We start from the raw sequence: 24,611 nt of genomic DNA on the forward strand, positions 1-24,611 counted from the left end.
TTTTTCGGTTGGTAACAGGCGGTAAGCAAGCGTGATTTGGCGCAGCGCGGCGAGCGGACTAGGGTGCCCCCAATCCTGATCGGCCCACACGTTGCGCGTTCATCATTTCTTGTGACCGCGGCGGCGAAAGTGGGAAGGCATGGTGGAGCTTTAGGGGAGAGCGTTGGGCCATTTCATGGCCCGTGCGCCCCGAGCATGGGACGACACCGATTATGCAGACCACTCTGGCTCGCGAGATTGCCCTCAAGGGAGTCGGCGTTCACGCTGGCGTCGAGGCGACCCTCACCCTGAAGCCGGCGGCTGCGAATACCGGAATCGTCTTCGTTCGTTCCTTTGCCGACAGCGCCCCGCGCAAGGCCACCGTGTCCAGTAAGTCGGTGCAGGCCACCGACCTCGCCACCGTGCTCGGCGACCGTTCCGGCGCCCTGGTGTCCACGGTGGAGCACCTGCTTGCCACCTTCAACGGCCTCGGCATCGACAATGCCGTGGTGGAGATCGACGGCCCCGAGGTTCCGATCCTCGATGGCAGCGCGGTGGAATTCGTGGCGGCCATCGACGCCGCCGGCGTCGCCACCCTGCGCGGACGCCGGAAGTATCTCAAGGTGCTGAAGCCGGTGCGTGTGGAGAACGGCGCCGCCTTCGGCGAGCTCCTGCCTTACGACGCCGGCTTCCGCCTCGAAGTTGAAATCGACTTCTCCCATGACAGCATCGGCCGCCAGCGCTTCGCCGCCACCCTGTCGCCCGGCGTGTTCCGCCGCGAGCTGGCGCGGGCCCGCACCTTCGGCTTCCTGAAGGATGTGGAGCGCCTGCGCGCCGCCGGCTATGCCCGGGGGGCCGCCCTCGACAACACCGTGTGCCTGGACGAGGCGGGCGTCATCAATCCCGATGGCCTGCGTTTCGCCGATGAGTTCGTGCGCCACAAGGCCCTGGATGCGGTGGGCGACCTGGCCCTCGCCGGCCTGCCGCTGCTGGCCCGCTACCGTTCGTTCCGCGGCGGCCACAAGCTGAACTTCCAGATGGTGAACGCGCTGCTGGCCGATCGCTCGGCCTATGCGGTGGTGGAGGAGGCCCGTCCGGTGCGCGAGAGCGTCGGCGCGGAGATCGCCGCGGCCACCCCGGTTCCGGTGTTCGCGCCGGATCGGTGATCCGGCAGACAGGCGGCATCGGCCTGTCGCGTGTGAGCCTGGGTCTCGCGTGACGTCACGCAGGTGCGCGCTGAGGAGGCTGGCGTCCTGGCCGGTACGAAGGGAGGCAGGGTTCCGCCTTTCCTTCCGCTGAGCGGTCCATTCCCTTTCCCTTTGCAAGAAAAACCGGCCCGGCGGTTGCGCCGCGCCGGTTTTTTGTGTGCCCGGCATTTTGCCTGCCGATGCGCGGTCAGTAGCCGATGGCGCGGTCCACCAGGTTCAAGAGGGGCTGGCCCGCGCGGTGGCGGCGAATGCCGTCGATGACGGTGGGCGCTGCCGTGTCGGGGTAGGTGGGCGCCGAGACGTGGGGCGTCACGACGATGCGCGGGTGCGACCAGAACGGGTGCTCCGGCGGCAGCGGTTCCACCTGGAAGACGTCGAGGGTGGCGCCGGCGATCTGCCCGCTGTCCAGCGCCGCCAGCAGGTCGGCGTCCACCAGATGGCCGCCGCGCCCCACATTGATGAGATGGCTGCCGTGGGGCATGCGGGCGAAGGTTTCCGCATTGAGGATGCCACGGCTGTCGGGGGTCAGCGGCAGCAGGCACACCAGGATCTCGCAGCCGGAAAGGAAGGCGGAGAGCCCGTCCGCGCCGTGGAAGGTGGCGATGCCGGGCAGGTCGTGGGGGGAGCGGGCCCAGCCGCGCACCGGGAAGCCGATCCGCGCCAGGATTTCCGCGCAATGGCGGCCGAGTTGGCCGAGGCCCATGACGCCGACGGTGCGACGGCGCGCCAGCGGCACCTCAAGGTCGCGCCACTCCCGGCGGGCTTGCTGGGCCGCGTAGGCTGGCATGGCCCGATGGTAGTGGAGGGCCTGCATGAGGACGAACTCGCCCATTCCCTCCTTGAGGCCGGGATCGACCATGCGCACCAGCGGCAGGTGGGCCGGCATCACGTCGGCCCCGAGGATGCGATCGACGCCGGCGCCGAGGGAGAACACCGCCTGAAGGTTGGGCAAGCCGGCGAGCACCCCCGGCGGCACCTTCCAGACGAAGGCATAGGTGATGTCGGCGGGGTCGCCGATGTCCGGCCAGACCCGGATCTCCAGCTCCGGCATCTCGCGGGCGAACACGGTGAGCCAGGGCGCGGGTGGAATGTCGAGGCAGGCCCACAGCAGGACAGGCGGGCGGAGGGAGGGGGAGGTCATGGGATGATCCGGGCGGATGCGACAAGGGGTGTCCCGCTATAGCCGCTTTTCGCTCCCGTCGCGGCGAAAGCCGTCACCGGCAGCGGTGGCCGGGCCTGCGACCAGACGCACCCAACGGCCGCGTTGCAATCGGGCGAGCGGCGTGTCAGAGCTGTGCCGAAATGGCCGTCAGGCTTCCATGTGCAGGATTCATCATGAAAAAAGCGCCTCTGTACGCCCTTGTCGCCGCGCTGGCGATCTGTGCCATGCCCCGCGCGGGTCTCGCCGCCGCTCCGGCGTTTGAATGCGCGTGGCTGCCGGCGGGGCAAGCGCCATCCGCCGAGGTCGCGGCGCTGCTGGCGGGCGGGGATCCGCTGGACAATCCGTCGGTCCTGAACGCGGCGGTGGACAAGCTGCGCGCCAGCGGCCTGCGCCCGGCGCTCATCATCGACGGCCTCGTGAGCGCGTATTGCCCCACCGTGGCGGCCAACGGCTCGCTGAGCGACGCGCAGAAGACGGTCCGCATGCAGGCCTTCGCCGCGCGCACCGTGCGGCTGGTCTATGCCCTGGAATCGGTCGATTCCATCATCCTCGACGTGCCGCTGCCCCCGTCGGTGGTGGACGCGGTGAGCGCCAAGGCCCGCGCCGCCAATGTGACGCAGCAGGATTGGCTGGCGGGCGTCGTCACCACCGCCGCTGGCGCCAAGTAAGACCAGAGTGGCCTGTGAGTTTGACTCACGGGCCACGGTCGCGCCCGCGCGGCGTCTTTAAGCGAACCTGTTCGGCGGCCCCCGCGCGCAGTTCGGGACCGCGGCCATGAGGCTCCCCGCCCGGGCGCCTGGGTGATGCCTGCCGCACATCGCTGGGGTCTCCGCCGTCCCGGTGCACAGGAGATGGCAGGGGATGCATCACGCGCGATCGCGGGTCGGCGGCAGCTTCCCGGCCGTGATGACGCTTGCCCCGGTGCTTTGCCCCGGTGTGATGACTCGGGCGAGGCGGGCGGGGTTGACGTCCATGTGGCCCGGGCTCGGGCACCGTGTGGCGGCGACGGGTCGCCGCCGGGGGGCCTGTCGGGCGCGCGCATCGCGGTCTATCCCGACATCCACCCCCGCACCGTTTCGGCGCGGAGGTGGTATGGTGTGGCCACTCAGGAGGCCGGGGCGAGGATGCCCTTTTCGGTCAGCAGGGTGGTCAGCTCGCCGGTCTGGAACATCTCGCGGACGATGTCGCAGCCGCCCACGAACTCGCCCTTGATGTAGAGCTGGGGAATGGTCGGCCAGTTGGAGAAGGACTTGATGCCTTCGCGGATGAAGGGGTCCTGCAGCACGTCGACGGCGCTATAGGGCACGCCCACCTGGGACAGCACCTGCACCACGGCCCCGGAGAAGCCGCACTGCGGCGCCTGCGGCACCCCCTTCATGAAAAGAACAACGTCGTTGCCGTCGATGATGTCCTTGATGCGCTCAGCGGTCGAAGCCATGGGCATGATCCTGAAAGTGAGAAAGAAAAAGGCGGGGAAGGGATGAGCCGCGCCCCCGGCGGGGCGCGGGCGGGCTATTTGGGAACGATGGTCTCGAGGGCGAGGGCATGCAGGGCGCCGCCCATCTGTCCCTGGAGCGCGGCATAGACCATCTGGTGCTGCTGCACGCGGCTCTTGCCCTTGAAGGCCTCGGAGGTGACCCGGGCGGCGTAGTGGTCGCCATCGCCGGCGAGGTCGACGATCACCACGTGGGCGTCCGGAAGGGCGGTTTTCACGAGCCGTTCGATTTCGGCTCCGTCCATGGCCATGGTCTGTGCTCCTCTTTGGTGCGTTCCCCATGCAAAGTCGGCACCACGCGGGGCGGGCGCGCCTGACCCGCGGCGGAACAAGGTGCCGGCCCCCGCTTCGCCCGGACGGCACCGGCTTGGCGGATTCCCGCCGGCTTCGACCTGTCGGCTTTGCGACAGCGTGGGGTCACTGTCGGCGCGCCGGGGGTGCCCCGCCTGATGGGGTGCGGCTTGGCCGAAAAGCCGGAATGCGGCGCGTGCGCCGAAATCGGCCTGGGTCTTGCTTTCCACGGCCCAGCCTCCGTGACAAGAGACGGATCATGAGCGAAACACGACATGAGGACCGCCGCCGGCCCCCGGCTTTCGCGGCGATCCTTGGGACCAATGAGATCGCGTCGGCGGTGGCGGTGCACCTGCACCGCTCCGGCTATGGCGTGGTTTTGTCTCATGACCCGGCGCTGCCGGTCATTCGGCGCAAGATGGCGTTCCACGACGCCTTGTTCGAGGATCGGGTGGAAGTGGACGGGGTGGTCGCCGCCCGCGTCGACGCCTCCATGGAGATCCGGGTCGGTCTTGCCCGCCGCGACGCGGTGATGGTCACCAACCTCGGTCTTCTCGACCTCATCGTCATCGGCGCCATCGACCTTCTGGTGGATGCGCGCATGAACAAATACCAGGTCACGCCGGATCTGCGGCGGCTCGCGGCGCTCACCATCGGCCTCGGGCCGGGCTTCAGCGGCGGCGCCAATTGCGACGTCGCCATCGAGACGCGGCCCGGCAAGGAAGGCCAGATCATCCAGAGCGGCCCCACCGACGCGCCGGACGGCATTGCCCGTCCTCTGGGCAACAGCCGCTCGGAGCGCTTTGTCCATTCGCAGGAGCCTGGCCGTTGGCACACCGCCATCGAGATCGGCACCCGGGTGTACAAGGATTTCCTGATCGGCCATCTCGGCGGCGAGCCGGTGCGGGCGCCCTTCGACGGCGTGGTGCGCGGCGTGGTGCGCGACGGCACCGAGGTGCCGTCCGGCGTGAAGCTGCTGGAAATCGACCCGCGCGGTCGCCATGCCAATTGGACCGGGCTGGACGCCCGGGCCCTCATCATCGCCCAGGCGGTCACCCAGGCGCTGTCCTTCCGCACGGCCAAGCCGACGGCGAAAGGCGTTTCGCTCCCGATCCTGAAGTAATACCAAAGGCCCATGAGCTTGACTCATGGACCTTTGGTCAAGCCCGCGCGGCGCGTGAGCGGACCCACTCGGCACCGGTCGAAGACCGGGGCCGATGGTATGAGGCCCCTGTTCCGGTGTCCGTCGGTCGCACACGAGGCCGCCGTTCATGATTGAATTGTTTCCGAACACGGATGTCATCAATTTCGGTGACCTGCCGCCCGGCATCAACGCCCTGCTCCAGCAGGGCGTCATCGCCTATCGGCGCGATCGCGCCCAGGCCGACCAGCTGTTTCGCCAGGCCCTGGCGGCGGCGCCGCACGAGCTGCCCACCTATTTCTGCCTCTATAAGATTCATACCTACCAGGGGCACCTGGACGAGGCCCAGCGCGCCGCCGAGGGCGGGCTGCGGGAGGCGTGCATTCAGGCCGGCTGGGATGCGGACTGGCGCCGATGGGCGCCGGAAGATCCGCTGCCGGAGGGGGCCGGCCGGTTCGCCCTCTATACCCTGAAGGCTCTCGCCTTCATCAATCTGCGCCAGAACCAGCCGGAGGCGGCGGCCGAAAAGCTGGCCGCGCTGAAGGTGCTCGATCCCGCCGGCGCGGTCGGATGGCCGGTGGTGGCGGCCCTGGCCGACGGGCTGGCCTGATCTCCGTCGCGTGGCATCGCCTTTGCACAGCGCATGGAGAGAGGCGCCGCGAGGCGCCGGGATGGTGAAAAGCCGTAATTCCCGCGCGGAAGTGTACCGCGCCCGCGGCATTTCGAGGTGGAACGCACACGACAGGCAGAAGGATCGGGTGTCCGGGCCGCGGGCCGCGCGAGGGGTCGCGGGACGGCGGGAGGCGCCGCGGAGCGAAGGTCGCGCGGTGCCACCGAAGGGAAGGGCGGTAAGATGCGGCGGGGTCCCTGTCGCATGGCCGCGCGAATGCCTACATCAGCGGGACTGGATGCAGGTCCGTGACTGGATTGGTTGCTGGAGGCGACTGTCAGATGACGGAGAACATTGATTACGGTTTCGACTCTCCGGCCGCGCCCACGCTCTATGTGGACGGCGAGGTGACGTCCTACGAGGATTTCGCGCCGAAGGATGCGACGCTGCTGGAGGCGGTCGTTTCCGCCCTGCGCACGGTCAACGACCCGGAAATTCCGGTGAACATCTATGACCTTGGCCTCGTCTATCGCATCGACCTGAAGCCCGAGGGCCTGGTGGAGATCGACATGACCCTGACCGCGCCGGGCTGTCCGGTGGCCGGCACCATGATGGGCTGGGTCCAGGAGGCGGTGAGCGCGGTGGCGGGGATCGCCGAGGTGAAGATGAGCCTTGTGTTCGATCCGCCATGGGACAAGTCGCGCATGTCGGAAGAGGTACAATTGGAACTGGGCCTGCTCTGAGCCCATCGGCGGTGCCGTCCACGGTGGCGGGGCGGCCCCGGCGGGCGCTCCGGTCAGTCCCGGTCCGGGTGCCGCCGGTGCGGGACGACCCCGTCCGTCCTGACGAAGATGGTGTCGCCCCTCGCCTCGACCGGGTAGCTCGCCAGGGCGCATGGGCGCCCCCGGATGCAGAGGCCGCTGGCGGCGTCGAACATCCATTCATGGGCACGGCAGGTCAGCACGCGCCCGTCGAAATCAGCATCCGTCAGCAAGGCTCCGGTGTGGGGGCAAGTGCCCGGCAGCACGCGCCCGGCGGCGCCCTGCGGCCAGACCGCCAGCAGCGGGATGTCGCCGACGCGCGCAGAGCAGCAGGGCGCCTTCCCTCAGGGCCGACCGGTCACACAGCTTCATGAACATGGACGGGGACGGGCGCGTGTGGGACCCGACGCGTCGGCTTTGCGCCGTCGCGTCGGGTTCATGCCGAAAAGCGCGCACCGAAGGTGGCCTGCTTCTCGGCGGTGTCGAGCCCGGCGGCGAGCGGCCAGCCCTGTTCCTTGAAGAACGCCCTCACCGCCCGCGTCACCTCCTGTCCATGGACATACCAGCGCTCCACGCCATCCGGGGAGAGCAGGGCCGGGCCATCGGCGCGGTGCACCGCGCCGTTCTGCAGCCAGAGCCGGGTGTCGGTGTAGAGGAACAGGCCCGCTTTGCGGGACAGGTCGTCCCGGTTGGCCTCGTCCACCACCATCGTCAGGGTCTGTGTCATCGCTTTCTCCGGGCCTGGGGCGGGTGGATCAGTTGAGCACGCGGGCGGCGGCGCCGAGGGTGGCGGTGTTGTAGCCTTCCTCGCGCAGGACCTGCTGCACCGCGCGGCGTTCCAGCATGCGCCGGTAATGGGCGGCGACATTGGAGGGCAGGGGGACGTGGGTCTTGTCGGCCCAGAACTCCACGTAGAACAGGAACGGGTCGGCTGCCGAGAAGGCGCCGGCCACATAGTCGCGACCCGCCAGGAGTGCGTCGAGGATGGCGAAGCCCTGGGTGACGATGTCGCGTCCCAGGGCCTTCATCTTGTCCTGGTCGGTGGCGGTGCCGGCGAAGCTCGGGGTGGCGAAGATGCGCGCGAAGCCCTGGCCGTGCACGGTGTTCACCACATAGGCCATGGCTTCCAGGGCGCGGGTCTCGGCTTCCAGCTCGGTGGGCCAGAGGCCGGCGCGCGGGTGGCTCTTGCCCAGCCAGAAGCCGATGGCGACCATCTCGGTGAGCACGCTGCCGTCCCGCCGCACCAGGGCCGGAATAGTGGATTTGGGATTGATCGCCACATAGTCGGGCTTGAAATGGTCGCCGGCCGGCAGGTTGAGGACGTGGGCCTCGAATACCTCCTCCAACTCCTCGAGCAGGATGTGGATCGCCGTCGAGCACGATCCGGGGGTCATGTAGAATTTCATGTTCGCCATGGCGGGGGCCTGGTCCTTCTGTCGGGCGCGGCGCGCGCGGGGCCCCGGCGCGCGGGCGGGGCCGGTGTCCGGGCGGGGCGGCACGGTTCATGCAAATATCGGGTCAATTCGGAGTTTCCACAGCTTGCCGGGACGAGAAGCCGACACGGCTGTGCCATTCGCGACAGAGGAGCTGGTCGCAGCCGCCGGGCGGCGGGCGCGGGCCTTCATCTGCCGCTCGGATAAGAAGAACAGCAGGACGGGCACCATGTCGGCTGATGACATCGAGGTTTATGCCATCTGCGAGATCGAGGACATCGATCCGGGCGAGGCGAAGGCCTTCAACCTGTCGCGTGTCGGCGACGATGGCGAGGCGCGGCCGTTCCGCATCCTGGTGGTGCGCACCGGTGCCGCCGAGGTCGTGGGCTATGTGAACGCCTGCCCCCACCAGGGAACCTGGCTCAACATCGGCGGCGGCGAGTTCTTCAACAAGGATGGCACCCAGCTGCGCTGCGGCCGGCATGGGGCGCTGTTCGACATCGAAAGCGGCGCCTGCACGGAGGGCCCGTGCAAGGACAAGAGCCTGGAGCCCATCGCCCTGGTGGTGGTGGGCGACGACGTCTGCCTGTGCGGGGTTGCCCTGGTGGAGGAGGACGAGCGCCCCTTTCCCTATGACGAGCTCGACGACACCATGGAAATCATGATCTCGCCGGATTGAAGAGACGCGCGGCGCGAGGGGTGCGCGCGTTTCAGGCCTTCAACTGATGAAGCAGGTTTTCATGACTGCATTGGATGCCACGGCGCCGCAAGCGCCAGAGGACGGGGCCGGCGGCGCGCCCACCTGCCGTTTTTTCACCACCTATACCGGCGTGAAGGTGCCCTTCAAGCTGGTTGAAGCCATTCCGGAAGCCCAGCTGTCTCACCGCAATACTTTTATTCGCGCTTATTTCGACGCGGCCGGCGTGCTGAAGGGCTTCGACAAGATGGTCTACGGCGAGGTGGAACTCGCGCATCGCTACGATTACCACGACAATGGCCGCCTGAGCCGGGCCGAGATCACCATGGACGAGGAAACGGTGATCCTGGGGTTCGACGAAACCGGCGCGCCGCTGGCGGGCGGATAGGACAGGCCCGGGGGCGGGCATCGTACAGGGAGAAGGCCATGACGGTTGCGCAGCTCATGGAGGCCCTGGCCCGCATGCCGGGCGAGGCGGTGGTGCTCATGGAGGCGGATGGCGGCCTGTCTTTGGTCAGCGCTCTCGATTTCGTGGATGCCCAGGGGCCCGGCGCGCCGGCCGAGGTGATCCTGCTGCCGAGTATGGAGGAGTAGGCGGCGCGATCCCGCTCTTGCGTGGCGTGTGCCCAGGTGGTTTTCGTCAGGTGCGCCGAGGGGTGTCCCGGCGGTCAGGTCGAGGAAAGTCATGTCCGACGTCGTCGAGACCAAGTCCATGTATGAGCGCCTTGGCGGCGCGGTCGCCATCGACCGGCTGGTGGAGGCCTTCTACGCCCGCATGGATCGCCTGCCGGAAGCGCAGGGAATCCGCGTGATGCACGCCGAGGACCTCGGCGCCACCAAGGCGGTGCTGAAGCGCTATCTCAGCGAATGGACGGGAGGGCCGAAGCTCTACTCGCCGGAGAAGGGGCATCCGCGCCTGCGCCAACGCCACATGGGCTTCGCCATCGGCAATGCGGAGCGGGATTCCTGGCTGCTCTGCATGCGCGGCGCGCTGGATGAAACCGTGGCGGATGCGGTGGCGCGCGATGAAGTCTACGCGGCGATGGCCAAGCTCGCCGACTGGATGCGCAACACCGCCGGCAATCCCCATGACACGGTGGGGCACGCCGCCCGGCCGTGAGGGAGAGGCGCGGCCCCGGCGGGGCGGCGTCGGCGGACGCCCGTCAGCCGGCGGGCGCCGGCACGCGCTGGAGCGCCGGGCTGGAGCGCGAGGTGGCGCGCGAGGTGGCGCTTGGCTGATCCGCGTGGCGCGGCACCCACGGGGCGGGGCTCCGTGCCTGGGGCCGGGCCCTGGCTTTTGCGCCGGCCGTCCGGCTGGCCGTCGGCCCCACGGAGGCGGAACCCTACAGGGGGGTGCCGAAGAAATCCTCGTCATCGCCACCCCAGGCCTTGTGCAGGGCGAAGGCCTCCTGCCACTGCTCCAGCTCGGCATCCGATGCGGCGCGATGGGTGATCTTGCCTTCCGGCTTCTGCGCCAGCAGGTAGGCCCGTCCGTTCTTGATGAACCGGTTCAGGGCCTTCAGGTCGTTGGGCCGCACGACGCAGCGCGGGGCCTCGTCGATGAGAATGGTTGTCGGCAGCATCGATCACCTTTCGGCTTGAGGGCGGCGCGGCGGTGGCCCGGCCCCGCCGCGGGGTGCGCCGGCCGGGGCCCGTGCCGATCGCCGGGAATACCTTTGGCACCAGGCCTTGCCTTCATGCGGGAGCGACTCGGGCGGGCTGCTCCCATTCCTTAATACCATCGGCCCCGGTCTTCGACCGGTGCCGAGTGGGTCCGCCCCAGCGCCGCGCGGGCTGGACCAAAGGCCCACGAGCCAAGCTCACGGGCCTTTGGAATAGGGTCGCGCTGTGCCGTCACGCGGACCGGAAGGCGCTGGGGCGGACGATGCTCAAAAGCCGTCGGCCTTCTTGCCCCAGGGGTGGGCGCCGGGCACCAGGCTGGCGCGGATGCCGGCCTTCTCCACATCGCCAAGGGTCCTGTAGAAGGTGGCTTCGTGGACGAGCGCGCCGCTCTTGGTGCTGATGGCCACATAGCGGGCGACCGTGTCGGCTTCGCACAGATAGCCGCCGCCGGGGTCGAGCGTGCTGCGCACATTGCCGTCCCAATCCACAAAGAAGCCCTCGGGGTTAGACATGCACCTTCTCCAGTGAGACGCCCGCGAGGGCGGGCGAGGCATTGAAGCTGGGAGCAAGGTTCTTGCCAACTTCCGGCCGATCTCGGGCTTGCGAGATGTGTTCGGAATCGGTGTTGAAGTTTCAGGCTCATCTTTGGTTTTGATGCATATCAAAATTGAAACTTGAAGTTTTTTTCTCAGAAAGATAGATTTACATCATTCATTATCTATCTATTGGAGTGCGTGATGGCTGAATTGACTCAGCGGATGGCGTCGCTCGCCGATGTGCAGGGCATTTGGGGATTGTTGCGCCAGGTTTCCGCGGACGTGCCCTTCAAGGCGGATAGCGAGGAAGAGCAGGAAAGCGTCCTGTCGGAGCTCGTGGCCTGCTGCACGTCGGGTCTGTCGCCCATCCTGGTCGATAATGAGCGCGGCATCGTGGGGGCGCTGCTGGCGCGGCGCGACGATTTTGAATGGGGCCTGCGCAACAGGACGGCGATTCATGTGGCCTATGCGGCCGTGGCGCGGAGCCATCGTGATGGCGGGCTTCTTGGCATCCTGCTGGACCTGGTGCAGGGCCAGAAGGTTTGCGTGCTGGCCAGCGTGAAGAGCGGCGAACGGCAGGGCTTGGCCGAGGCGCTCGGACGGCAGGGCTTCATCTGCGAGGCGCGGGCCGAAAGCGGCTGGGGCGCCCTGTATCAATGGACGCCGCCGGTGGCGCAGTAGGCGCCGGGGCGCTTCTCGCCAGCGGGCTTCCCGCCCGCGCCGGCACGGACCAGCCGGGAGGGTCTGGCCTAAGGGGTGTCCTCGTCCGCGCCCGAGAAGCTCAGGTGCGCGGCCTCGATGAGGGCTACCGCCTCGCGCAGGCGCTGGTATTCTGCTGCGTCCACTGTCACGGTCTCGCCGCTGGAGGTTTGGCCGGGGGTGGGGCGGCTCGCCAGCGCCGCCTCGAACAGGGCCTTTTCCAGTTGGAAGATCCGTTCGCTGGCGCGCTCCAGATAGGGCAGGGGGTTGGCCTTCAGGTTGGCCTCATGCAGCGCATCCAGGCTCAGAAGCTGGCGAAACCGGCGGGTGGTGCGACGCTTGTCGGCGCCGAAATCGTGCGTGATCACGCTCATGTCTGGCCTCGCTGAAGCGCGTCGGAAAGGCGCGCGGCGCCGCGCGGGAACAGGTTCGCGACAATGCGGCGCAAAACCGGACAGGTTCATGTCGCGCTCGCAACAAGGTAAAAAGCGGTCGCGGGGAAATCAAGCCGGCGAGAGGGGACCGGTGGGGTTGCGGCCGGCCCGGGAGCCGGCCGCGGGGATCAGGCCTCGGGCGGGCCGAGGTCGTCGTCCGCCTTCTTCTTGCCCTTGCGCTCGGTCTTGGCCTGGGCGTAGGCGCCGGCGTTCTTCATCTGCACCGGGCCCTGGCCAACCACGAACTGGGAGATCCAGAACAGGGTCCGGTCCTGGGCCAGCCGGGCCGAGGCGGGGTCATAGGCGGCGGCCGCAGCGAGGGAGAAGCCGTGGGCCGCGCCGGGATAGAGGTAGGCCGACACATCCGGGCGCGCGGCTCGGAATTGGAGCACCTCTTCGGCGGAAACCTGCGGATCGTTCTCCGCGAAGTGGAGCAGGGTTGGCACCCGCCGCTTCTCGCGGGCACCGTCGAGCAGGCCATCGACGCAATAGCCGATGACGCAGGCCAGCCCGCGCACGTAATTGGCGCTGTGGTAGGCGAGGTAGCCGCCCCAGGAGTGGCCGACGATGGCCACCTTGCCCACGTCCTTGACCGCGTCCACGGCGGCCTGGATGGCGGCGAGGGACCATTGCGTGCCCACCTGCGCGGCCAGCGAGCGGCCCTCCTGCTCCGCCGCCGGCGGCAGCTCGATGTTGGCCTTGACCTTGTCGAACAGGGCCGGGGCGATGGCCACGTATCCCGCCGCCGCGAAGCCGTCGGCAAGTCCACGGACCGTGTCGTCCACGCCGAAAACATCCTGAACCACGACCACCGCGCCTTTGGGCGGGCCCTCGGGGTCGGCCCGGTAGGCGGAGAAGGTCTGTGCGTCTCCGGTCGTCAGCTCGATCATGGCATCCTCGTCTTTCGAGCGGCTTCTAGGAAGGGGGCAGGTCCGCTCGTTCTGCCAGTCACTACGGCTCGGACGATGCAGAGAGAATGCCAGAAAAGAAAAAGGAGCGCCGTGTGGGCGCTCCTCAGGGATAAATTTGAGATCAGGCTCTAACTTTGGAGTCTCGTCGCCATCGAATTCCTGGATATGACCGGACGAAGGCAGCTTTTTAATTGGCCTATGCGCGCTTCAGTCGGCTCATGGCCAGTTCGGCGATTTCGGGAACCGGGTCGTTGGCCAGAACTTCAAGGTCGGAGCCCGCCGCCCGTTCCGCAACGGCGAAGCGCACGCGCATGTCCGGGTCCTCGCGCAGCAGGGTCAGGCGGGCCAGCGGCAGGCGCTCGGCGACGATCACCCGCACCAGCGGATCGGCGTCGCCGGCCATGCGCACCAAGGCCGCGGGGTCGAGGCGCCGGGCCACCGCGCGCCGCACCTCGCTTTCGGGGTCGCGCATGCTGTAGACCAGGGCATCGGGAGGCGCGCGCCGGGCGGCGACCACGCGCACGCGGTAATCCTCGTCCGCCAGCAAGGTGACCAGCGCGCTGCCCTCGAGACGATTGGCCACCGCGATGCGCACGCCCGGGTCCGGGTCGCTGCGCAGGGCGCTGACGCGGGGGAGCGGCAGCCGGCTGGCCACCATGGCGCGGACGTCGGGCTCGGGATCGGCCATCAGCGATGGCAGCACGAAGACGCTGGCATGCTTGGCGGCCAGCACGCGCACTTCGAAATAGGGATGGCTCAGATAGCGCGCCGCCAGTTCGGCATTGCGGCGAAAGAAGTTGTCGATGCGCCTGTAGCGGCGGTCCGCCACGCACACGGCACCCAGGTCGCACCGGCCTTCGGCGTGAATGTCCTCATGCGGGCAGTCCTGGCAACGCAGGGGGCGCCCCTGCCAGTCCAGGGCCTCAGGCTGCAGTTCGCTGCTGGCGACCATTGGAAACCTCCTGCACCCACGCGGAGGGCCGCGATCCTGCGCGCTCACCCGCGCTGATCATCCTCCAGAATTCGAGGCTAACCGCGGTTCGAGGTGAAATCCAGTGTTGCCGGCTCAGCTTCAGTCGCGAATGCGTGACCGCGCGGGCCGGGGGTGGGGGCTGCGGCTGCGCATCGGGAAGGACGATGCGCAGCCGTGCCTACGTAATTGCCCGTATTGCCCCGGTGGGGGGGCACCGTTATGAACAAAGAAGCAATTACGCGGCCTTCGAGTCGAATGGGGCCTTGAATTCCGCGAGTTGGGTGGCGTCGAGGCGGAACACGCCACGGCCGCCCGCGAGGGCTTGGTAGACGTTGGCAGCGTTGTCGGCGAGGTGGTTGAACCATGCCTGGGGCGTCAGGGCCGTCGGGCGCTGGCTGATTTCCACGACGGTGCCGTCGGGAGAAAAGCGAGCGTGGATGATGATCTTCTGGTCGTCCATGTGTCGTCTCCGTGGTGCTGCGACAGTGTAGGCTTTGGTGCAGATTTCCCGTCGAGGGAGCTTTTGTCCGGAGTCTGCGGAAGCTATGTCGGCTTTCGGCGAGGTTCCGATGTTTCGCCGGGCTCTGCTGCGGGCGCGGTGAAACGCGTGATCGTGCGCAACGATCCCACAGGCGCGCGAGGCCGAATGTCGTCCGGGCATCCGGCGCTCGGTGCGCCTGTCGTCAATCTTCCAAACTCGGGAGCCGTGTGCCTCGGGCCGAAAGGGCCCAAGAACTCTGCCCTCGGCGTCGGAAGCGCTGCCCACCAGCCCCGCGTGAGGCCAGTGGGCAGCTCCCATACAATTAATCAAAGCAAATCATGGACCAATGACGCCCGGTTGCCCGGACGGTTCCAGCCTGGCACCCGACGATGACGGGGGCGGAAAACGCACTCGCGCCGTGTGGGGCTGAAGGGCGCTCCGGTCGCGAGGTCACGTCCGAAGCGCCGTCAATCGCGCTTTCAAATAACCGACGCGGGGAAAAAGGGCCGCATCGTGGTGGCAATGGGTTGCCGCTGGCCGGCTGACGTTGCCCCGCGGGGCGCCGCCAGCCGGCGGGAGGCCGTGCCGTCAGAGGCCGGCGTAATCGAAGCCCAGCAGCTCCACGGTGACGTTCTCGGTGCCGAGCACGGTGATCAGGGCGGCGAGGCGCGACTTGGAGCCGACGCCGACGATGGCGTCCAGCTTCTCGTTTTCCTCGCGCGAGGTCTTGGACAGGCCCTTGCGGCCTTCCAGAACGAACACGTGGGAATAGCTGCCGTCCTTGTCCTCCTTCTGCCGGTCGAGCAGGCGGGGCTCGACGGCGGTGAGCACCTCGAACAGGTTCGCGCCTTCGGCGGCTTCAACCGTCTTGTCGATCGGCAGAACCTTAATGGCTACGCTGGACATCAAAAGCTCCTGTCATTTCCGGATTTTGTTGGGCTGCGTGTTGTTGGTGCCTAGTAGATGGCGGAGCCCGCCCCTACGTTGATCGAGGCATCCTTCATCGTTGCAACGATGAACTCGATTTCTTCCTCGCTCAGATGGGTGTGGAACGGCAGCGCGATGGCGCGGTCGGCCACTTTTTCCGTCACGAGATAGTCGCCGCGGCGATAGCCGAGGTCGAAATAATGGCGCTGCAGGTGCAGGGGATTGGCATAAGCCGCCGACTCCACCTTCTCCACCTTCAGGTCGTCGACGATGGCGTCGCGGCTCGACTTGGAGAAGCGGGTGCCGAGATGCACCACGTAGAGGAACCAATGCACCTCGGTGACATCGGGACCGATGAACGGGTCCTTGATGCCCTCGAACGACTGCACGTACTTGTAATAGAGGTGCTGCACGTAGCGGCGGCGCTCCAGGATCTCCTCCAGCCGGTTGAGCTGGGCGAGGCCGAGGGCGGCGGTCAGCTCGCTCATGGGCGCCTGGTAGGGCGCGGTCATGCTCACCACCACCGACGAGCGCTCGTCGAGCCGGTGTGAGCGATAGCGGCGCAGCGCCACGACGACATCCACGTCGTCGGTCACCACCATGCCGCCTTCGCCGCAGGTGAGGGGCGCGGGCTGGGAGAAATCGAACACCGCGGTGTCGCCGAAGGTGCCCACCAGGGCCTCCTTGTAGCGCGAGCCGATGGCCTCGGTGGAATCCTCAATGAGAATGAGATGATGCGCCTTCGCCAGGGCCCGCAGGGCATCCCAGGCGGCGGGATGGCCATTGGTGTTGGCGGCGACGATCGCCTTGGTCTTGTCGGTGATGCGCGGCGCGACCTTGTCTGGCAGGATGGTGCCGGCCCAATAGTCGATGTCCGCAAACACCGGCCGCGCCCCGGCGAGGCTGATGGCGTGGGCGGTCTCGCGGAACGAATAGGGGGAGGTGATGACCTCGTCTCCCGGCCCGATGCCGTAGGCGTGCAGGGTGAGCAGCAGGCCCATGGTGCCGCTCGGCATCGCCACCGCATATTTGCGCCCGACATAGGCGGCGAAGGCGGTCTCGAAGGCTTCCACCGTGGGGCCGGCGGACAGGCGGGGCGCCTGCAGGGCGGCGCCAACCGCCTCCAGCTCGGCCACGGTGATGTCCGGGTCCGAGAGGGGGATGAAGGTGGCCTCGGCGGCGTCGCCGTCGGTGTCGTCCGTCAGGTCTGCGACAAGATCGTCGTCGATCATCACACATCGCTCCGCTTGGCGAGGACGATACCGGTGGCGCGGGCCAGATCGGTGGTGAGCTGCACGCAGTGATCGGCGGTATCCAGCAGGTGGATGTCATAGGCCGCGACGGTGCGGAACGGCGGCTCCGTGACGTCGGATGCGTCGCATTTGGTCCAGGACAGCTGCGGGAAGCGCTGACGCAGCACCGCGAAGGCAGGCGTGGCGAGGTCTTCGGTCGCCAGCACCTTTTCGATTTCCGACAAGTCGGTGTCGCTCACTGCCATGTCCGCTTTACTCCGCTTTGGCGGCGCCGGGCCGCCGGGTGGCAGGGGCGCGAGCCTCACTGCCAGAACTTGCGCTCACTGTCGGTGTTCAGACAGTCCAGAAGCTCCACCAGCCGCGGATGCGTGCTGTCGAACTCCCAGTCCTTCGTCTTGTGGTTCTTGCGAAAAAGATGCCAAGTGCCGGCGTCGGCGTCGTGTCGCAACAGGGCGATGTCGACCACGCCGCCTTCGGGATCGACGTTGCGCGAACAGCAGGCGCTTTCGATGCGATAGCCGTCGGGGGCGCTCAGCACCCGGGGTTCCACATAGCGATAGCGCTTGCGGTTCTTGAGCGACCGCTCGATCCGCCTGCGATCGAAATCGTTGGGATGAGCGGCCTGCCCCATGGGATGCCTCCCTTCGCCCGGCGCCGGAGGCTCAGACCGGCTCGATCTCTTCCTCCAGGCAGCCGATCACCAGCCGCTCGTTGAACTCCACCAGATAGATGGGCGTGTTCGACTCGGTGTGGGTGCCGACCTGGACGATCTCGCCCACGGTGCCGAGGCCCACCAGCAGGGCTTCTTCCGGCGCATCCGGGTAGGAGCCGTCGTTGTGCAGCTCGGTGAGGGTCTTCACCTTCATGCCCCACTCATACTTGGGGAGGCGCGGATCGAACATCATACGCTGGGTACTCCAGGCAGGGGAATGTCATCTTCGTCCCGCGGCTTGGCGGGCTCGAGTTCCTTGCGCTTCATGCCGACGCGGTTGCCGCTTTCGGTGAATTCAACGCCGTATATGTAGAATTGCTGGAGAAACGTGCCAATGGAGACGACGTAGCCGATCTCGCCCTTCTTGGCGAGGATTTCGCCGATTTCCTTGCCGGCATAGGTGCCATCGTTGCGGATGACACGCTTCGCCTTCACCTTCTCTCCGAAGGAGAAGTAGGGAGGCTCGGAAATCTCCACAACGTCGCTGTCGCGAACAATATTGCTCATCGCGGCATCTCCTTCAAAAGCTGCTTCCCTCCGCCGGCACGGCCGCGGGCGACCTCTCGAACGAAATCATCGGCGTCATCCATCAGCGGGCCGAGTTGCTCCACGCCGATGCGGTTGGCCACCTCGTGGCGCACACGCCAGTCGGAATCGCCGATGAGGCCGGCCAGCAGGTCTGGCGGCAGGCGCTGCGCCACCTCCAGCCGCACGGTGGCCACCGGATCGTTCATCATGGCGGGCAGCCATTCCGGCGGCAGGCGCTGGGCCACCACCTTGCGCACCTGCTCCTCGCCGTCGGTGATGAGGCGCGACAGCAGCGGCGGCGCCACCCGCCGCGCCACCACCAGGCGGACATAGTAGTCGGGATCGCCCAGCATGGGGATCAGCTCGGCATCGTCGAGCAGCGACACCATGCGAATGCGCACCTCGCGATGGGGATCGGTGCGCAGGCGCAGGATGTGGCGCTTGGGCAGCCGGCGGGCGGCATTCCAGCGCACGGTCTCTTCCGGATCGTCCAGCAGCGGCGGCAGCACGAACACGTCGGCATGCTTGGCGGCGATGGCGCGAACCTCGAAATGGGCGTGGCGGACATAGCCGTTGGCGAGATCGGGATTCCAGTTGAAGAAGCGGTCGATGCGCCGCGCATAGCGGTCGTTGACGCAGGCATGCTTCAGGCGGCACTTGCCGCTCGCCAGCATGGCCTCGTGGGCGCAGCTCGCGCAGTCGATGTCGTCACCGCGCCAGTCCTTGGCCTCGTCGATGTCGTCAGTCATCGTCCTGCTCCGCTCGGGCGGCTTCCGCCCGTTCCAACACGTCGATCAACAGCCGCGCCCCGACCTTGTCGCTGGGGTCGAGCTCCAGGAGCTTGAGCGCCGCGGCGCGGCCTTCCTCAAGCTCGCCCAGGCGCATGTTGAGGTAGGCGTAGCCCTTCAGCGTGAACATGAAGAAGCGGGGCATCAGCCGGTCGTAGCGGGAGAATTCCGCGTCGCCGGGCTGCACGTCGCGCCAATCGGCCGGCAGGTTGGTCTCGCGCTGCGCCTTCGCCAGGCATTGGCGGGCGATGTCGAGGCACTCCCTGAGCCGGCCCTTGTAGAAATAGAAGCGATAAAGCCCGATCAGCACCGCCGCATGGCCGGGCGCCAGAGCCTGGGCGGCACGCAGATGGCGTTCGGCAACGTCCGACTGCTGATAGGACAGGCCCGCTTCCCACAGCAGGCGCTCGGCCTCGGGCGGCAGGCCGCCGCCCATGACCGCGCTGGCCAGCAGGGCCTCGGGGGTGAGGGCGTCCGGATCGTCGTCCAATGCGGCCGCCTTCATGCCCGTTCCCCGCGTTCCCGTCCGTTCGCCCGCGCGCTCAATGCGCGTGTGACGAACAGGTGCCGGTGGCCTTGGGGTCGTGGAACACCAGGCCGGTCTTGGCGGCAGTGTCGGTGAAGTCCACCGTCACGCCGTCCAGCAGCAGGCGGCTTTCCGCCGGCAGGAAGAACTTGAGACCCTCGCGCTCCACCACGGCGTCGCCGGGGGTGGGCTCGGCCAGCACCGAGATGTCGGCATTGAGGCCCGAGCAGCCGCCGGGCGAGACCGCCAGGCGAAAGCCGGCGCCCGGCCCGCCATCGGAGAGCAGCATCAGGCGAATGAACTTCTTGGCGGCCGGAGTCAGGGAGAAATTCATCGGTGCGATCCTAGGCGGGCGGCTGGTAGCGGGGATAGGAGGTGTCGATGATGCAGGTGTCGTCCACCGGGCACACCGCCGCGCACTGCGGGGCGTCGAAGTGGCCGAGGCATTCGGTGCACTTCTTGGGGTCGATCACGAACGTGCCGTTCTTTTCATAAATGGCGACGTTGGGGCATTCCGGCTCGCAGGCCGAACAACTGGTGCATTGGGAGGCGACGATCTTCAGCGCCATGGCTGTGTCCTTCCTGGCTTTGCGCTGTGTGCGAGGCCGGGGCGTTTCGCCCCGGCCGGGGGTGTGCGCCGATCGCGCGGGTGCCGAAGCCCCCGCGCGCCCGCCTCACGCCGCGCTGATGAGGGCGCCCTGGCGGATCTCGGCGTCGCCGCGGCGCACGTGCTCGATCTCGCCGCTCTTCACCTTGGCCAGGTAGTCCTTGAACCAGGTGATGGCCGACTTCTCGATGAACTCATGGGCAAACTGGTCCACCGGCTCGATGCCCGCCTTGATGAGGTCGGCCTTCGGGCAGCCGCCGATCTTAGCCACGAACACCGCATGGCAGTCGTTGATGGCGCGGATGATGGTTTCCAGGCTGTCCTCTTCGCCGTAGCCGCCCTGGCAGTAGAGGTCCACGCGGCGATGGCCGACGAACTTGGCCCCGGCGGTGGAGAGCTCCCACACCTGGAATTCCTTGGCGTGGCCGAAGTGCTCGTTGACGAGACCCGAGCCCTTGGTGGCGACCGCCACCAGCAGCTTGATGTCGCTCTGTTCGCCGGCGAGGGAGGCAAGCTCCTCCTGCTTGGCGGCCACCTTGGCGACGCGCTCTTCCTCCACCAGCGCCTGGTAGGCCTGGCGGCTCTCGAGGTCGTAATTGACCTCCATGGCCATGATCTTGTCGGTGGTGAACTCGGCCGAGCGGTCCTCGCCCAGCAGGCCCACGGCGTCGGCGCGGCACTGGCGGCAATGCCGCATCATGTTCATCTCGCCTTCGCAGCTGTCCTGCAGCGCCTTCAGCTCCTGGGCGGTCGGGCCGCGCTGGCCGTTGAGGCCGAACACGGTGCCATGCTCGGGCGAGGAGATGAGCGGCATGATGTTGTGCAGGAAGGCGCCGCGAGACTTCACCGCGCGGTTCACTTCAACCAGATGGTTGTCGTTGATGCCGGGGATCATCACTGAGTTGATCTTGCACAGGATGCCGCGCTCGGTGAGCATCTCCAGGCCCTGGAGCTGGCGATCGGTGAGGATCTTGGCCGCCTCGTAGCCGGTGTAGCGCTTGTGCTTCCAGAACACCCACGGATAGATCTTCGCGCCGACTTCCGGGTCCACCATGTTGATGGTGATGGTCACGTGGTCGACGTTGAAGTTGGCGATGGTCTCCACGTGGTCGGGCAGGGTCAGGCCGTTGGTGGAGAGGCAGAGCTTGATGTCGGGCGCGGTCTTGGAGATCAGCTCGAAGGTCTTGAAGGTCTTTTCCGGGTTGGCGAGCGGGTCGCCGGGGCCGGCGATGCCGAGCACGGTCATCTGCGGAATGGTGGAGGCCACCGCCAGCACCTTCTTGGCGGCCTGCTCGGGCGTCAGCTTCTCGGACACCACGCCGGGACGGCTCTCGTTGGCGCAGTCATACTTGCGATTGCAGTAGTTGCACTGGATATTGCACGCCGGGGCGACGGCGACATGCATGCGGGCGTAGTGGTGGTGGGCCTCTTCGGAATAGCAGGGGTGGTTCTTCACCTTCTCCCAGATTTCCGTGGGCAGGTCGCCCTGGCCGGCGGACGAGCCGCAGCTCGCCTTTCCGGAGCCCCCGGAAGTGCCGCAACCCTGGTGCTCGGCTTTCGCCTGCATGACTTCCGCGAGCTTGTCGGAAATGCCGACGGCGTCCCCGTGCTGTGTCGTCGCGTCCATGGTTCTGCTCCTTGCTCTCAGCAGGATCCCAAAAACTAATCCTGGGCCTTCTGGAGCAACTGGCGTGCCAGCTTGAGCAGTGACGATTTTATTAGAAATATCCGAAGCTTATCGGACTGTGTCGCTGTCGCGTTCCAAACATGTGGAGGCGATGCGCGTGTCATGTTGGAAAAGTTACATGGGTGTCGGCTACAAGCCGCGGCCATGCCACCACGCCATCTAGCGTCTGTCGAGGCCTGTGGCTATTGCGGAAGAATACGGAGGCCGCGCTGCCGCGCCGGGCGGAATCAAAAAACCGGGGCCCGCCGCGTGGACGGGCCCCGGTTTTCGAGGGTGGATCGCTCAGGCCTTGGCGTGCGCGGTGATGATTTCGATCGCGCGCGGCAGGGGAATGGCGATGGGGGTAATGGCGTGATCGAGCAGGAACTTGAGCTCGTTCTTCGTCAGCTGCTCGGGATTGACCAGCGCGAGGTGCGGTGTCCGCGAGCGTTTGGTGATCTGCCGCGCGTAGTTGCGCAGCATCTGGTCGTGGAAGCGACAGCCCAGGAACAGGAACGCCCGTTCGGTGCGGCGGTGCTTGATGATGTCCGGGATCGGCGTCTGGATGTCGATCTCGGTCAGAACCTCCACATAATCCGCGTCGGAGATGAGGTAGTTCTTGGCCGGCGCCACGCAGCCGTGGGGTGTGTAGAGGATGGTGGTCCAGGTTTCCGCAACGTCGCGGCGGGCTTCCGCACCGGCGGCGTCATAGAAGCGGTACCAGCGGTCCTCGCCAATGCCGGCGCGGCTGATGCCCTGCACCTCGCCCCAGTCGGAGCGCCCGGCGAGGGCGCTGCGCATGGTCCCGTCGTACCAGGTATCGACGATGACCGGCACCGGCAGCGACGCCAGCAGGCGATGCAGGGCGGTGGGCTCAATCTTCGGCGTGAACGCCTGCGTCATCAGGGCGACCACGGCGCCCCGCAGCTTCGTGCCCTCCACGTGCTGCGCGGCGGACCAGGGATTGCCCTTGGCCCGCTTGGGCAGCGCCACCTTGGTGGCGAAGTAGGCGGCGAGCGCCTCCGGGGTCATGGGAACGTCGGGGTTCACGCCCTCGCTGACGGCGGGGCCGAGGAACGGGATGATGTTGCCCGAAGGCAGCTCGCGCGCCACGTCCGCGAGGACCGCTTCCGCGTCGGCGAGCTTGAGGACATCCCCGAGGGGGAGCGGCAGGTTCATGGCTTTTACTCGTCTTCGCCGCGTTTGCGCGCGTTCACGGTGATGGGCAGCTTGGTTTCGGGGGGCATTTCCGGCAGGTCCAGGACCCAGCCGTTGGCGACCTTGATCCAGCCACCCCACAGGGTTTCGTGCTCGCTCTCCACGATCGGCTCCTCGAGGTCCTTCTTCGGGACATAGATCGACAGACCCATTTCCGGGGAACGGCGAAGCATAATTTTCATACGGTGGGCTCCTGGATCGAGTTCAACTCGCCGCTGCGACCATGGGCGGGGACGAAGGTCGGCCCGCCGGTCATTCGGAACGCGCGCGTCGCCTCGCGGGCGGCGCGGCGAAGGGGGCGGCTCAAGGGTGGGACGCGGCGGACGCGTCCGGCCGGTTCTTCCAGGCCGGCGACATGTCCCTGAGCCGGGTGACGATGTCGGGCAGCACCTCCAGCACGCGATCGACGTCGGCCGCGCTGTTTTCGCGCGAGAGCGAGAATCGGATGGCGCCGTGGAGCGCGGTGGGCGGCAGGTCCATGGCCCGCAGCACGTGCGACGGCTCGGTGGAGCCGGAGGTGCAGGCCGAGCCGGTGGAGGTGGCGACCCCGGCGCGGTTCAGGTGCAGCAGCACGGCTTCGCCGTCGAGATATTCAAACGCGATGTTGGCGGTGTTGGGCAGACGATTGTCGCCGTCGCCATTGCGCAGGGTATGGGGGACCTGCTGCAGCACGCCTTGCTCCAGGCGGTCGCGCAGCGACTTCACCCGGGTGCCCTCGTCCTCCAGGTGCTGCAGCGCCAGGCTGGCGGCGGCGCCGAGGCCGATGATGCCCGGCACGTTCTCGGTGCCGCCGCGCCGTCCCCGCTCCTGGTGGCCGCCGCGGATCAGCGGCTTGAACTTCACACCCTTGCGCACATAGAGCGCGCCGATGCCCTTGGGCCCGTGCAGCTTGTGGCCGGAGAGCGACAGCATGTCGATCTCGGTGGCCTTGATGTCCATGGGCACCTTGCCCACCGCCTGCACCGCGTCGGTGTGGAACAGCGCCCCGGCGGCGTGGGCGAGCTTGGCCAGATCGTTCACCGGAAACAGGGTTCCGGTTTCGTTGTTGGCCCACATCACCGAGGCGAGGGCGGTGCGCGGACCGAGGGCGGCGGCATAGGCGTCGAGGTCGAGCCGCCCCTGGCGGTCCACGCCGATCAGGTGGACCTTGATGCCACGGGTTTTTTCCAGGTGCGCGACCAGCGCCAGAATGGCCGGGTGCTCCACCTTGGTGGTGACGATCTCGTCACGCCCCTCCTGGCTTTCCAGGGCCGACAGGATGGCGGCATTGTCGGATTCCGTGCCGCCGGAGGTGAAGATGATCTCGTGGTCGTGGGCGGTGCCCAGCAGCGCCTGGAGCTGTTTACGCGCGCCCTTCAGCGCCTCGCCCACCTTTTCGCCGAACGCATGGGTGGAGGAGGCGTTGCCGAAATGCTCCGAGAAGAAGGGAAGCATGGCGCTCACCACCGCCGGGTCGGTCCGGGTCGTCGCATTGTTGTCGAGATAGACGGGCGACACGGCAAATCCCCCTGTGTTCCGGTTGGTGGTGTGGCAGCGGGCGGCGCGGCGCGTTCAGCGCCGGCGCCTTCGACCCCCGTCTCCTGCCCGCAGACCGAGGCCCCGGAGGGGCCGGCCCTCAGACGGATTTGGCCTTCAGGCTGATGAGCGGCTTGTTGAGGCTGCCGGCCACCGGGATGAGGCGCACCAGCTCGCCCAGGCGCTCGACGATCTTGGTCTGGATGCCCTCGATGGTCTCGCTCGCCAGCTTGCAGAACACGCAGGCGCCGGTCATCTTCACCATGATCTTGTTGCCGTCGATCTCGACCAGCTCGCAGTCGCCGCCGTCACGCTTCAGGTTCGGGCGCACTTCCTCGATCACCGCGCGAATGATGGCCTCGCGTTCCGCCTGCCGGCCGGATGCGGGCTTGCGCTCCTCGCTCTTGAGCTCCTCGGTCTCCGCCAACATCGCACTG

General features: G+C 67.4%; 37 protein-coding genes. 10 read left to right on the forward strand and 27 right to left on the reverse strand.

The genetic code is table 11. The annotated features are described in order from the left end of the window. Nucleotides 1-212: 212 nt before the first annotated feature. Nucleotides 213-1,145: a UDP-3-O-acyl-N-acetylglucosamine deacetylase gene (lpxC, locus tag V5F53_RS19480; RefSeq protein ID WP_393997484.1), complete on the forward strand. Its 933-nt coding sequence runs from the start codon at nt 213-215 to the stop codon at nt 1,143-1,145. A gap of 229 nt (nt 1,146-1,374) precedes the next feature. On the opposite strand, the gene V5F53_RS19485 is transcribed toward lpxC, so the two are convergent. After that, nucleotides 1,375-2,328 carry a 2-hydroxyacid dehydrogenase gene (locus tag V5F53_RS19485; RefSeq protein ID WP_393997483.1) on the reverse strand — a complete coding sequence of 318 codons (954 nt, stop codon included), beginning with the start codon at nt 2,326-2,328 and terminating at the stop codon, nt 1,375-1,377. 194 nt (nt 2,329-2,522) lie between these two features. Between V5F53_RS19485 and V5F53_RS19490 the strand changes: the two genes are divergently transcribed. After that, nucleotides 2,523-3,017, forward strand: coding sequence for a hypothetical protein (locus V5F53_RS19490; RefSeq protein ID WP_393997482.1), 495 nt, complete (start codon nt 2,523-2,525; stop codon nt 3,015-3,017). Between the two features lie 437 nt (nt 3,018-3,454). Here V5F53_RS19490 and grxD read toward each other — a convergent pair whose 3' ends face one another. Together grxD and V5F53_RS19500 are read right to left on the reverse strand one after the other, a co-directional pair. Next, nucleotides 3,455-3,787, reverse strand: a complete 333-nt coding sequence (gene grxD, locus V5F53_RS19495; RefSeq protein ID WP_393997481.1) for a Grx4 family monothiol glutaredoxin — start codon at nt 3,785-3,787, stop codon at nt 3,455-3,457. A 74-nt stretch (nt 3,788-3,861) separates the two neighbouring features. Continuing rightward, the gene (locus V5F53_RS19500; RefSeq protein WP_393997480.1) at nt 3,862-4,095 is read right to left on the reverse strand and encodes a BolA family protein; all 234 of its coding nucleotides are present in this window, start codon (nt 4,093-4,095) and stop codon (nt 3,862-3,864) included. 299 nt (nt 4,096-4,394) lie between these two features. Between V5F53_RS19500 and V5F53_RS19505 the strand changes: the two genes are divergently transcribed. The 3 genes from V5F53_RS19505 (at nt 4,395) to V5F53_RS19515 (ending at nt 6,629) form a co-directional block, all read left to right on the forward strand. Then, nucleotides 4,395-5,258, forward strand: coding sequence for a xanthine dehydrogenase (locus V5F53_RS19505; RefSeq protein ID WP_393997479.1), 864 nt, complete (start codon nt 4,395-4,397; stop codon nt 5,256-5,258). 148 nt (nt 5,259-5,406) lie between these two features. After that, the gene (locus tag V5F53_RS19510) at nt 5,407-5,886 is read left to right on the forward strand and encodes a hypothetical protein (RefSeq protein ID WP_393997478.1); all 480 of its coding nucleotides are present in this window, start codon (nt 5,407-5,409) and stop codon (nt 5,884-5,886) included. Nucleotides 5,887-6,227: 341 nt separating this feature from the next. Then, entirely contained in the window at nt 6,228-6,629 is a 402-nt protein-coding gene (locus V5F53_RS19515) for a DUF59 domain-containing protein (protein WP_393997477.1), read from the forward strand. Nucleotides 6,630-6,682: 53 nt separating this feature from the next. Here the strand turns inward: V5F53_RS19515 and V5F53_RS19520 are convergent, their stop codons facing one another. From V5F53_RS19520 to V5F53_RS19530, 3 genes are all read right to left on the reverse strand, one after another. Beyond that, nucleotides 6,683-6,913 (reverse strand): Rieske 2Fe-2S domain-containing protein, encoded by a 231-nt coding sequence (locus V5F53_RS19520; protein ID WP_509212641.1) that lies wholly within the window; start codon nt 6,911-6,913, stop codon nt 6,683-6,685. Nucleotides 6,914-7,083: 170 nt separating this feature from the next. Then, the gene (locus tag V5F53_RS19525; RefSeq protein WP_393997476.1) at nt 7,084-7,374 is read right to left on the reverse strand and encodes an aldehyde dehydrogenase; all 291 of its coding nucleotides are present in this window, start codon (nt 7,372-7,374) and stop codon (nt 7,084-7,086) included. Between the two features lie 28 nt (nt 7,375-7,402). Continuing rightward, entirely contained in the window at nt 7,403-8,053 is a 651-nt protein-coding gene (locus tag V5F53_RS19530; RefSeq protein WP_393997542.1) for a glutathione S-transferase family protein, read from the reverse strand. Between the two features lie 256 nt (nt 8,054-8,309). Here V5F53_RS19530 and V5F53_RS19535 point away from each other — a divergent pair, with 256 nt between their 5' ends. From V5F53_RS19535 to V5F53_RS19550, 4 genes are all read left to right on the forward strand, one after another. After that, nucleotides 8,310-8,759, forward strand: a complete 450-nt coding sequence (locus V5F53_RS19535; protein ID WP_393997475.1) for a Rieske (2Fe-2S) protein — start codon at nt 8,310-8,312, stop codon at nt 8,757-8,759. A gap of 61 nt (nt 8,760-8,820) precedes the next feature. Continuing rightward, nucleotides 8,821-9,165 carry a DUF6156 family protein gene (locus V5F53_RS19540; RefSeq protein ID WP_393997474.1) on the forward strand — a complete coding sequence of 115 codons (345 nt, stop codon included), beginning with the start codon at nt 8,821-8,823 and terminating at the stop codon, nt 9,163-9,165. Between the two features lie 38 nt (nt 9,166-9,203). Further along, a complete protein-coding gene (locus tag V5F53_RS19545) occupies nt 9,204-9,371 on the forward strand; it encodes a hypothetical protein (RefSeq protein ID WP_393997473.1) in 168 nt (55 codons plus the stop codon). A gap of 91 nt (nt 9,372-9,462) precedes the next feature. Further along, nucleotides 9,463-9,897: a group II truncated hemoglobin gene (locus tag V5F53_RS19550; RefSeq protein ID WP_393997472.1), complete on the forward strand. Its 435-nt coding sequence runs from the start codon at nt 9,463-9,465 to the stop codon at nt 9,895-9,897. Nucleotides 9,898-10,120: 223 nt separating this feature from the next. Here V5F53_RS19550 and V5F53_RS19555 read toward each other — a convergent pair whose 3' ends face one another. Together V5F53_RS19555 and V5F53_RS19560 are read right to left on the reverse strand one after the other, a co-directional pair. Beyond that, complete coding sequence (locus V5F53_RS19555) at nt 10,121-10,360, reverse strand: hypothetical protein (RefSeq protein WP_393997471.1); 240 nt, start codon at nt 10,358-10,360, stop codon at nt 10,121-10,123. Between the two features lie 306 nt (nt 10,361-10,666). Beyond that, nucleotides 10,667-10,912, reverse strand: a complete 246-nt coding sequence (locus V5F53_RS19560) for a hypothetical protein (RefSeq protein ID WP_393997470.1) — start codon at nt 10,910-10,912, stop codon at nt 10,667-10,669. 162 nt (nt 10,913-11,074) lie between these two features. Between V5F53_RS19560 and V5F53_RS19565 the strand changes: the two genes are divergently transcribed. Next, nucleotides 11,075-11,617, forward strand: a complete 543-nt coding sequence (locus V5F53_RS19565) for a hypothetical protein (RefSeq protein WP_393997469.1) — start codon at nt 11,075-11,077, stop codon at nt 11,615-11,617. Between the two features lie 68 nt (nt 11,618-11,685). Here the strand turns inward: V5F53_RS19565 and V5F53_RS19570 are convergent, their stop codons facing one another. The 19 genes from V5F53_RS19570 to V5F53_RS19660 form a co-directional block, all read right to left on the reverse strand. Next, a complete protein-coding gene (locus V5F53_RS19570) occupies nt 11,686-12,009 on the reverse strand; it encodes a hypothetical protein (protein ID WP_393997468.1) in 324 nt (107 codons plus the stop codon). Nucleotides 12,010-12,197: 188 nt separating this feature from the next. Beyond that, on the reverse strand, nt 12,198-12,959 hold the full coding sequence (locus V5F53_RS19575; protein WP_393997467.1) for a dienelactone hydrolase family protein: 762 nt from the start codon (nt 12,957-12,959) through the stop codon (nt 12,198-12,200). A 217-nt stretch (nt 12,960-13,176) separates the two neighbouring features. Next, nucleotides 13,177-13,932, reverse strand: a complete 756-nt coding sequence (locus tag V5F53_RS19580; RefSeq protein WP_393997466.1) for a 4Fe4S-binding leucine-rich repeat protein — start codon at nt 13,930-13,932, stop codon at nt 13,177-13,179. A 256-nt stretch (nt 13,933-14,188) separates the two neighbouring features. Continuing rightward, nucleotides 14,189-14,413 carry a hypothetical protein gene (locus tag V5F53_RS19585; protein ID WP_393997465.1) on the reverse strand — a complete coding sequence of 75 codons (225 nt, stop codon included), beginning with the start codon at nt 14,411-14,413 and terminating at the stop codon, nt 14,189-14,191. 609 nt (nt 14,414-15,022) lie between these two features. After that, nucleotides 15,023-15,340 (reverse strand): ferredoxin, encoded by a 318-nt coding sequence (locus tag V5F53_RS19590; protein ID WP_393997464.1) that lies wholly within the window; start codon nt 15,338-15,340, stop codon nt 15,023-15,025. Nucleotides 15,341-15,390: 50 nt separating this feature from the next. Next, on the reverse strand, nt 15,391-16,593 hold the full coding sequence (locus V5F53_RS19595) for a DegT/DnrJ/EryC1/StrS family aminotransferase (RefSeq protein WP_393997463.1): 1,203 nt from the start codon (nt 16,591-16,593) through the stop codon (nt 15,391-15,393). Further along, a complete protein-coding gene (locus V5F53_RS19600; RefSeq protein WP_393997462.1) occupies nt 16,593-16,859 on the reverse strand; it encodes a DUF6129 family protein in 267 nt (88 codons plus the stop codon). The genes V5F53_RS19595 and V5F53_RS19600 overlap by 1 nt, the downstream gene beginning before the upstream one ends. A 56-nt stretch (nt 16,860-16,915) precedes the next feature. Further along, entirely contained in the window at nt 16,916-17,245 is a 330-nt protein-coding gene (locus V5F53_RS19605; protein ID WP_393997461.1) for a DUF3024 domain-containing protein, read from the reverse strand. Nucleotides 17,246-17,276: 31 nt separating this feature from the next. Then, nucleotides 17,277-17,516 carry a nitrogen fixation protein NifZ gene (locus V5F53_RS19610; protein WP_393997541.1) on the reverse strand — a complete coding sequence of 80 codons (240 nt, stop codon included), beginning with the start codon at nt 17,514-17,516 and terminating at the stop codon, nt 17,277-17,279. Next, nucleotides 17,516-17,833 carry a nitrogen fixation protein NifZ gene (locus V5F53_RS19615; protein WP_393997460.1) on the reverse strand — a complete coding sequence of 106 codons (318 nt, stop codon included), beginning with the start codon at nt 17,831-17,833 and terminating at the stop codon, nt 17,516-17,518. The genes V5F53_RS19610 and V5F53_RS19615 overlap by 1 nt, the downstream gene beginning before the upstream one ends. Continuing rightward, nucleotides 17,830-18,603 (reverse strand): 4Fe4S-binding leucine-rich repeat protein, encoded by a 774-nt coding sequence (locus V5F53_RS19620; RefSeq protein ID WP_393997459.1) that lies wholly within the window; start codon nt 18,601-18,603, stop codon nt 17,830-17,832. The genes V5F53_RS19615 and V5F53_RS19620 overlap by 4 nt, the downstream gene beginning before the upstream one ends. After that, nucleotides 18,596-19,147, reverse strand: a complete 552-nt coding sequence (locus tag V5F53_RS19625) for a hypothetical protein (protein WP_393997458.1) — start codon at nt 19,145-19,147, stop codon at nt 18,596-18,598. Before V5F53_RS19625 ends, V5F53_RS19620 begins: the two co-directional genes overlap by 8 nt. Before the next feature lie 37 nt (nt 19,148-19,184). After that, nucleotides 19,185-19,502, reverse strand: a complete 318-nt coding sequence (locus V5F53_RS19630; RefSeq protein WP_393997457.1) for a HesB/IscA family protein — start codon at nt 19,500-19,502, stop codon at nt 19,185-19,187. A gap of 10 nt (nt 19,503-19,512) precedes the next feature. After that, complete coding sequence (locus tag V5F53_RS19635) at nt 19,513-19,737, reverse strand: 4Fe-4S binding protein (RefSeq protein ID WP_393997456.1); 225 nt, start codon at nt 19,735-19,737, stop codon at nt 19,513-19,515. Between the two features lie 105 nt (nt 19,738-19,842). Next, nucleotides 19,843-21,402 carry a nitrogenase cofactor biosynthesis protein NifB gene (gene nifB, locus V5F53_RS19640; RefSeq protein WP_393997455.1) on the reverse strand — a complete coding sequence of 520 codons (1,560 nt, stop codon included), beginning with the start codon at nt 21,400-21,402 and terminating at the stop codon, nt 19,843-19,845. Between the two features lie 342 nt (nt 21,403-21,744). After that, on the reverse strand, nt 21,745-22,620 hold the full coding sequence (locus V5F53_RS19645; protein ID WP_393997454.1) for an SIR2 family NAD-dependent protein deacylase: 876 nt from the start codon (nt 22,618-22,620) through the stop codon (nt 21,745-21,747). 5 nt (nt 22,621-22,625) lie between these two features. Beyond that, entirely contained in the window at nt 22,626-22,841 is a 216-nt protein-coding gene (gene nifT, locus V5F53_RS19650) for a putative nitrogen fixation protein NifT (RefSeq protein ID WP_393997453.1), read from the reverse strand. Between the two features lie 121 nt (nt 22,842-22,962). Continuing rightward, nucleotides 22,963-24,156, reverse strand: a complete 1,194-nt coding sequence (gene nifS / locus V5F53_RS19655; RefSeq protein WP_393997452.1) for a cysteine desulfurase NifS — start codon at nt 24,154-24,156, stop codon at nt 22,963-22,965. A 118-nt stretch (nt 24,157-24,274) separates the two neighbouring features. Beyond that, nucleotides 24,275-24,604: a NifU family protein gene (locus tag V5F53_RS19660; RefSeq protein WP_393997451.1), complete on the reverse strand. Its 330-nt coding sequence runs from the start codon at nt 24,602-24,604 to the stop codon at nt 24,275-24,277. Between the last annotated feature and the right edge of the window lie 7 nt (nt 24,605-24,611).

Source organism: Xanthobacter cornucopiae, from assembly GCF_043195065.2.
GTDB lineage: Bacteria > Pseudomonadota > Alphaproteobacteria > Rhizobiales > Xanthobacteraceae > Xanthobacter.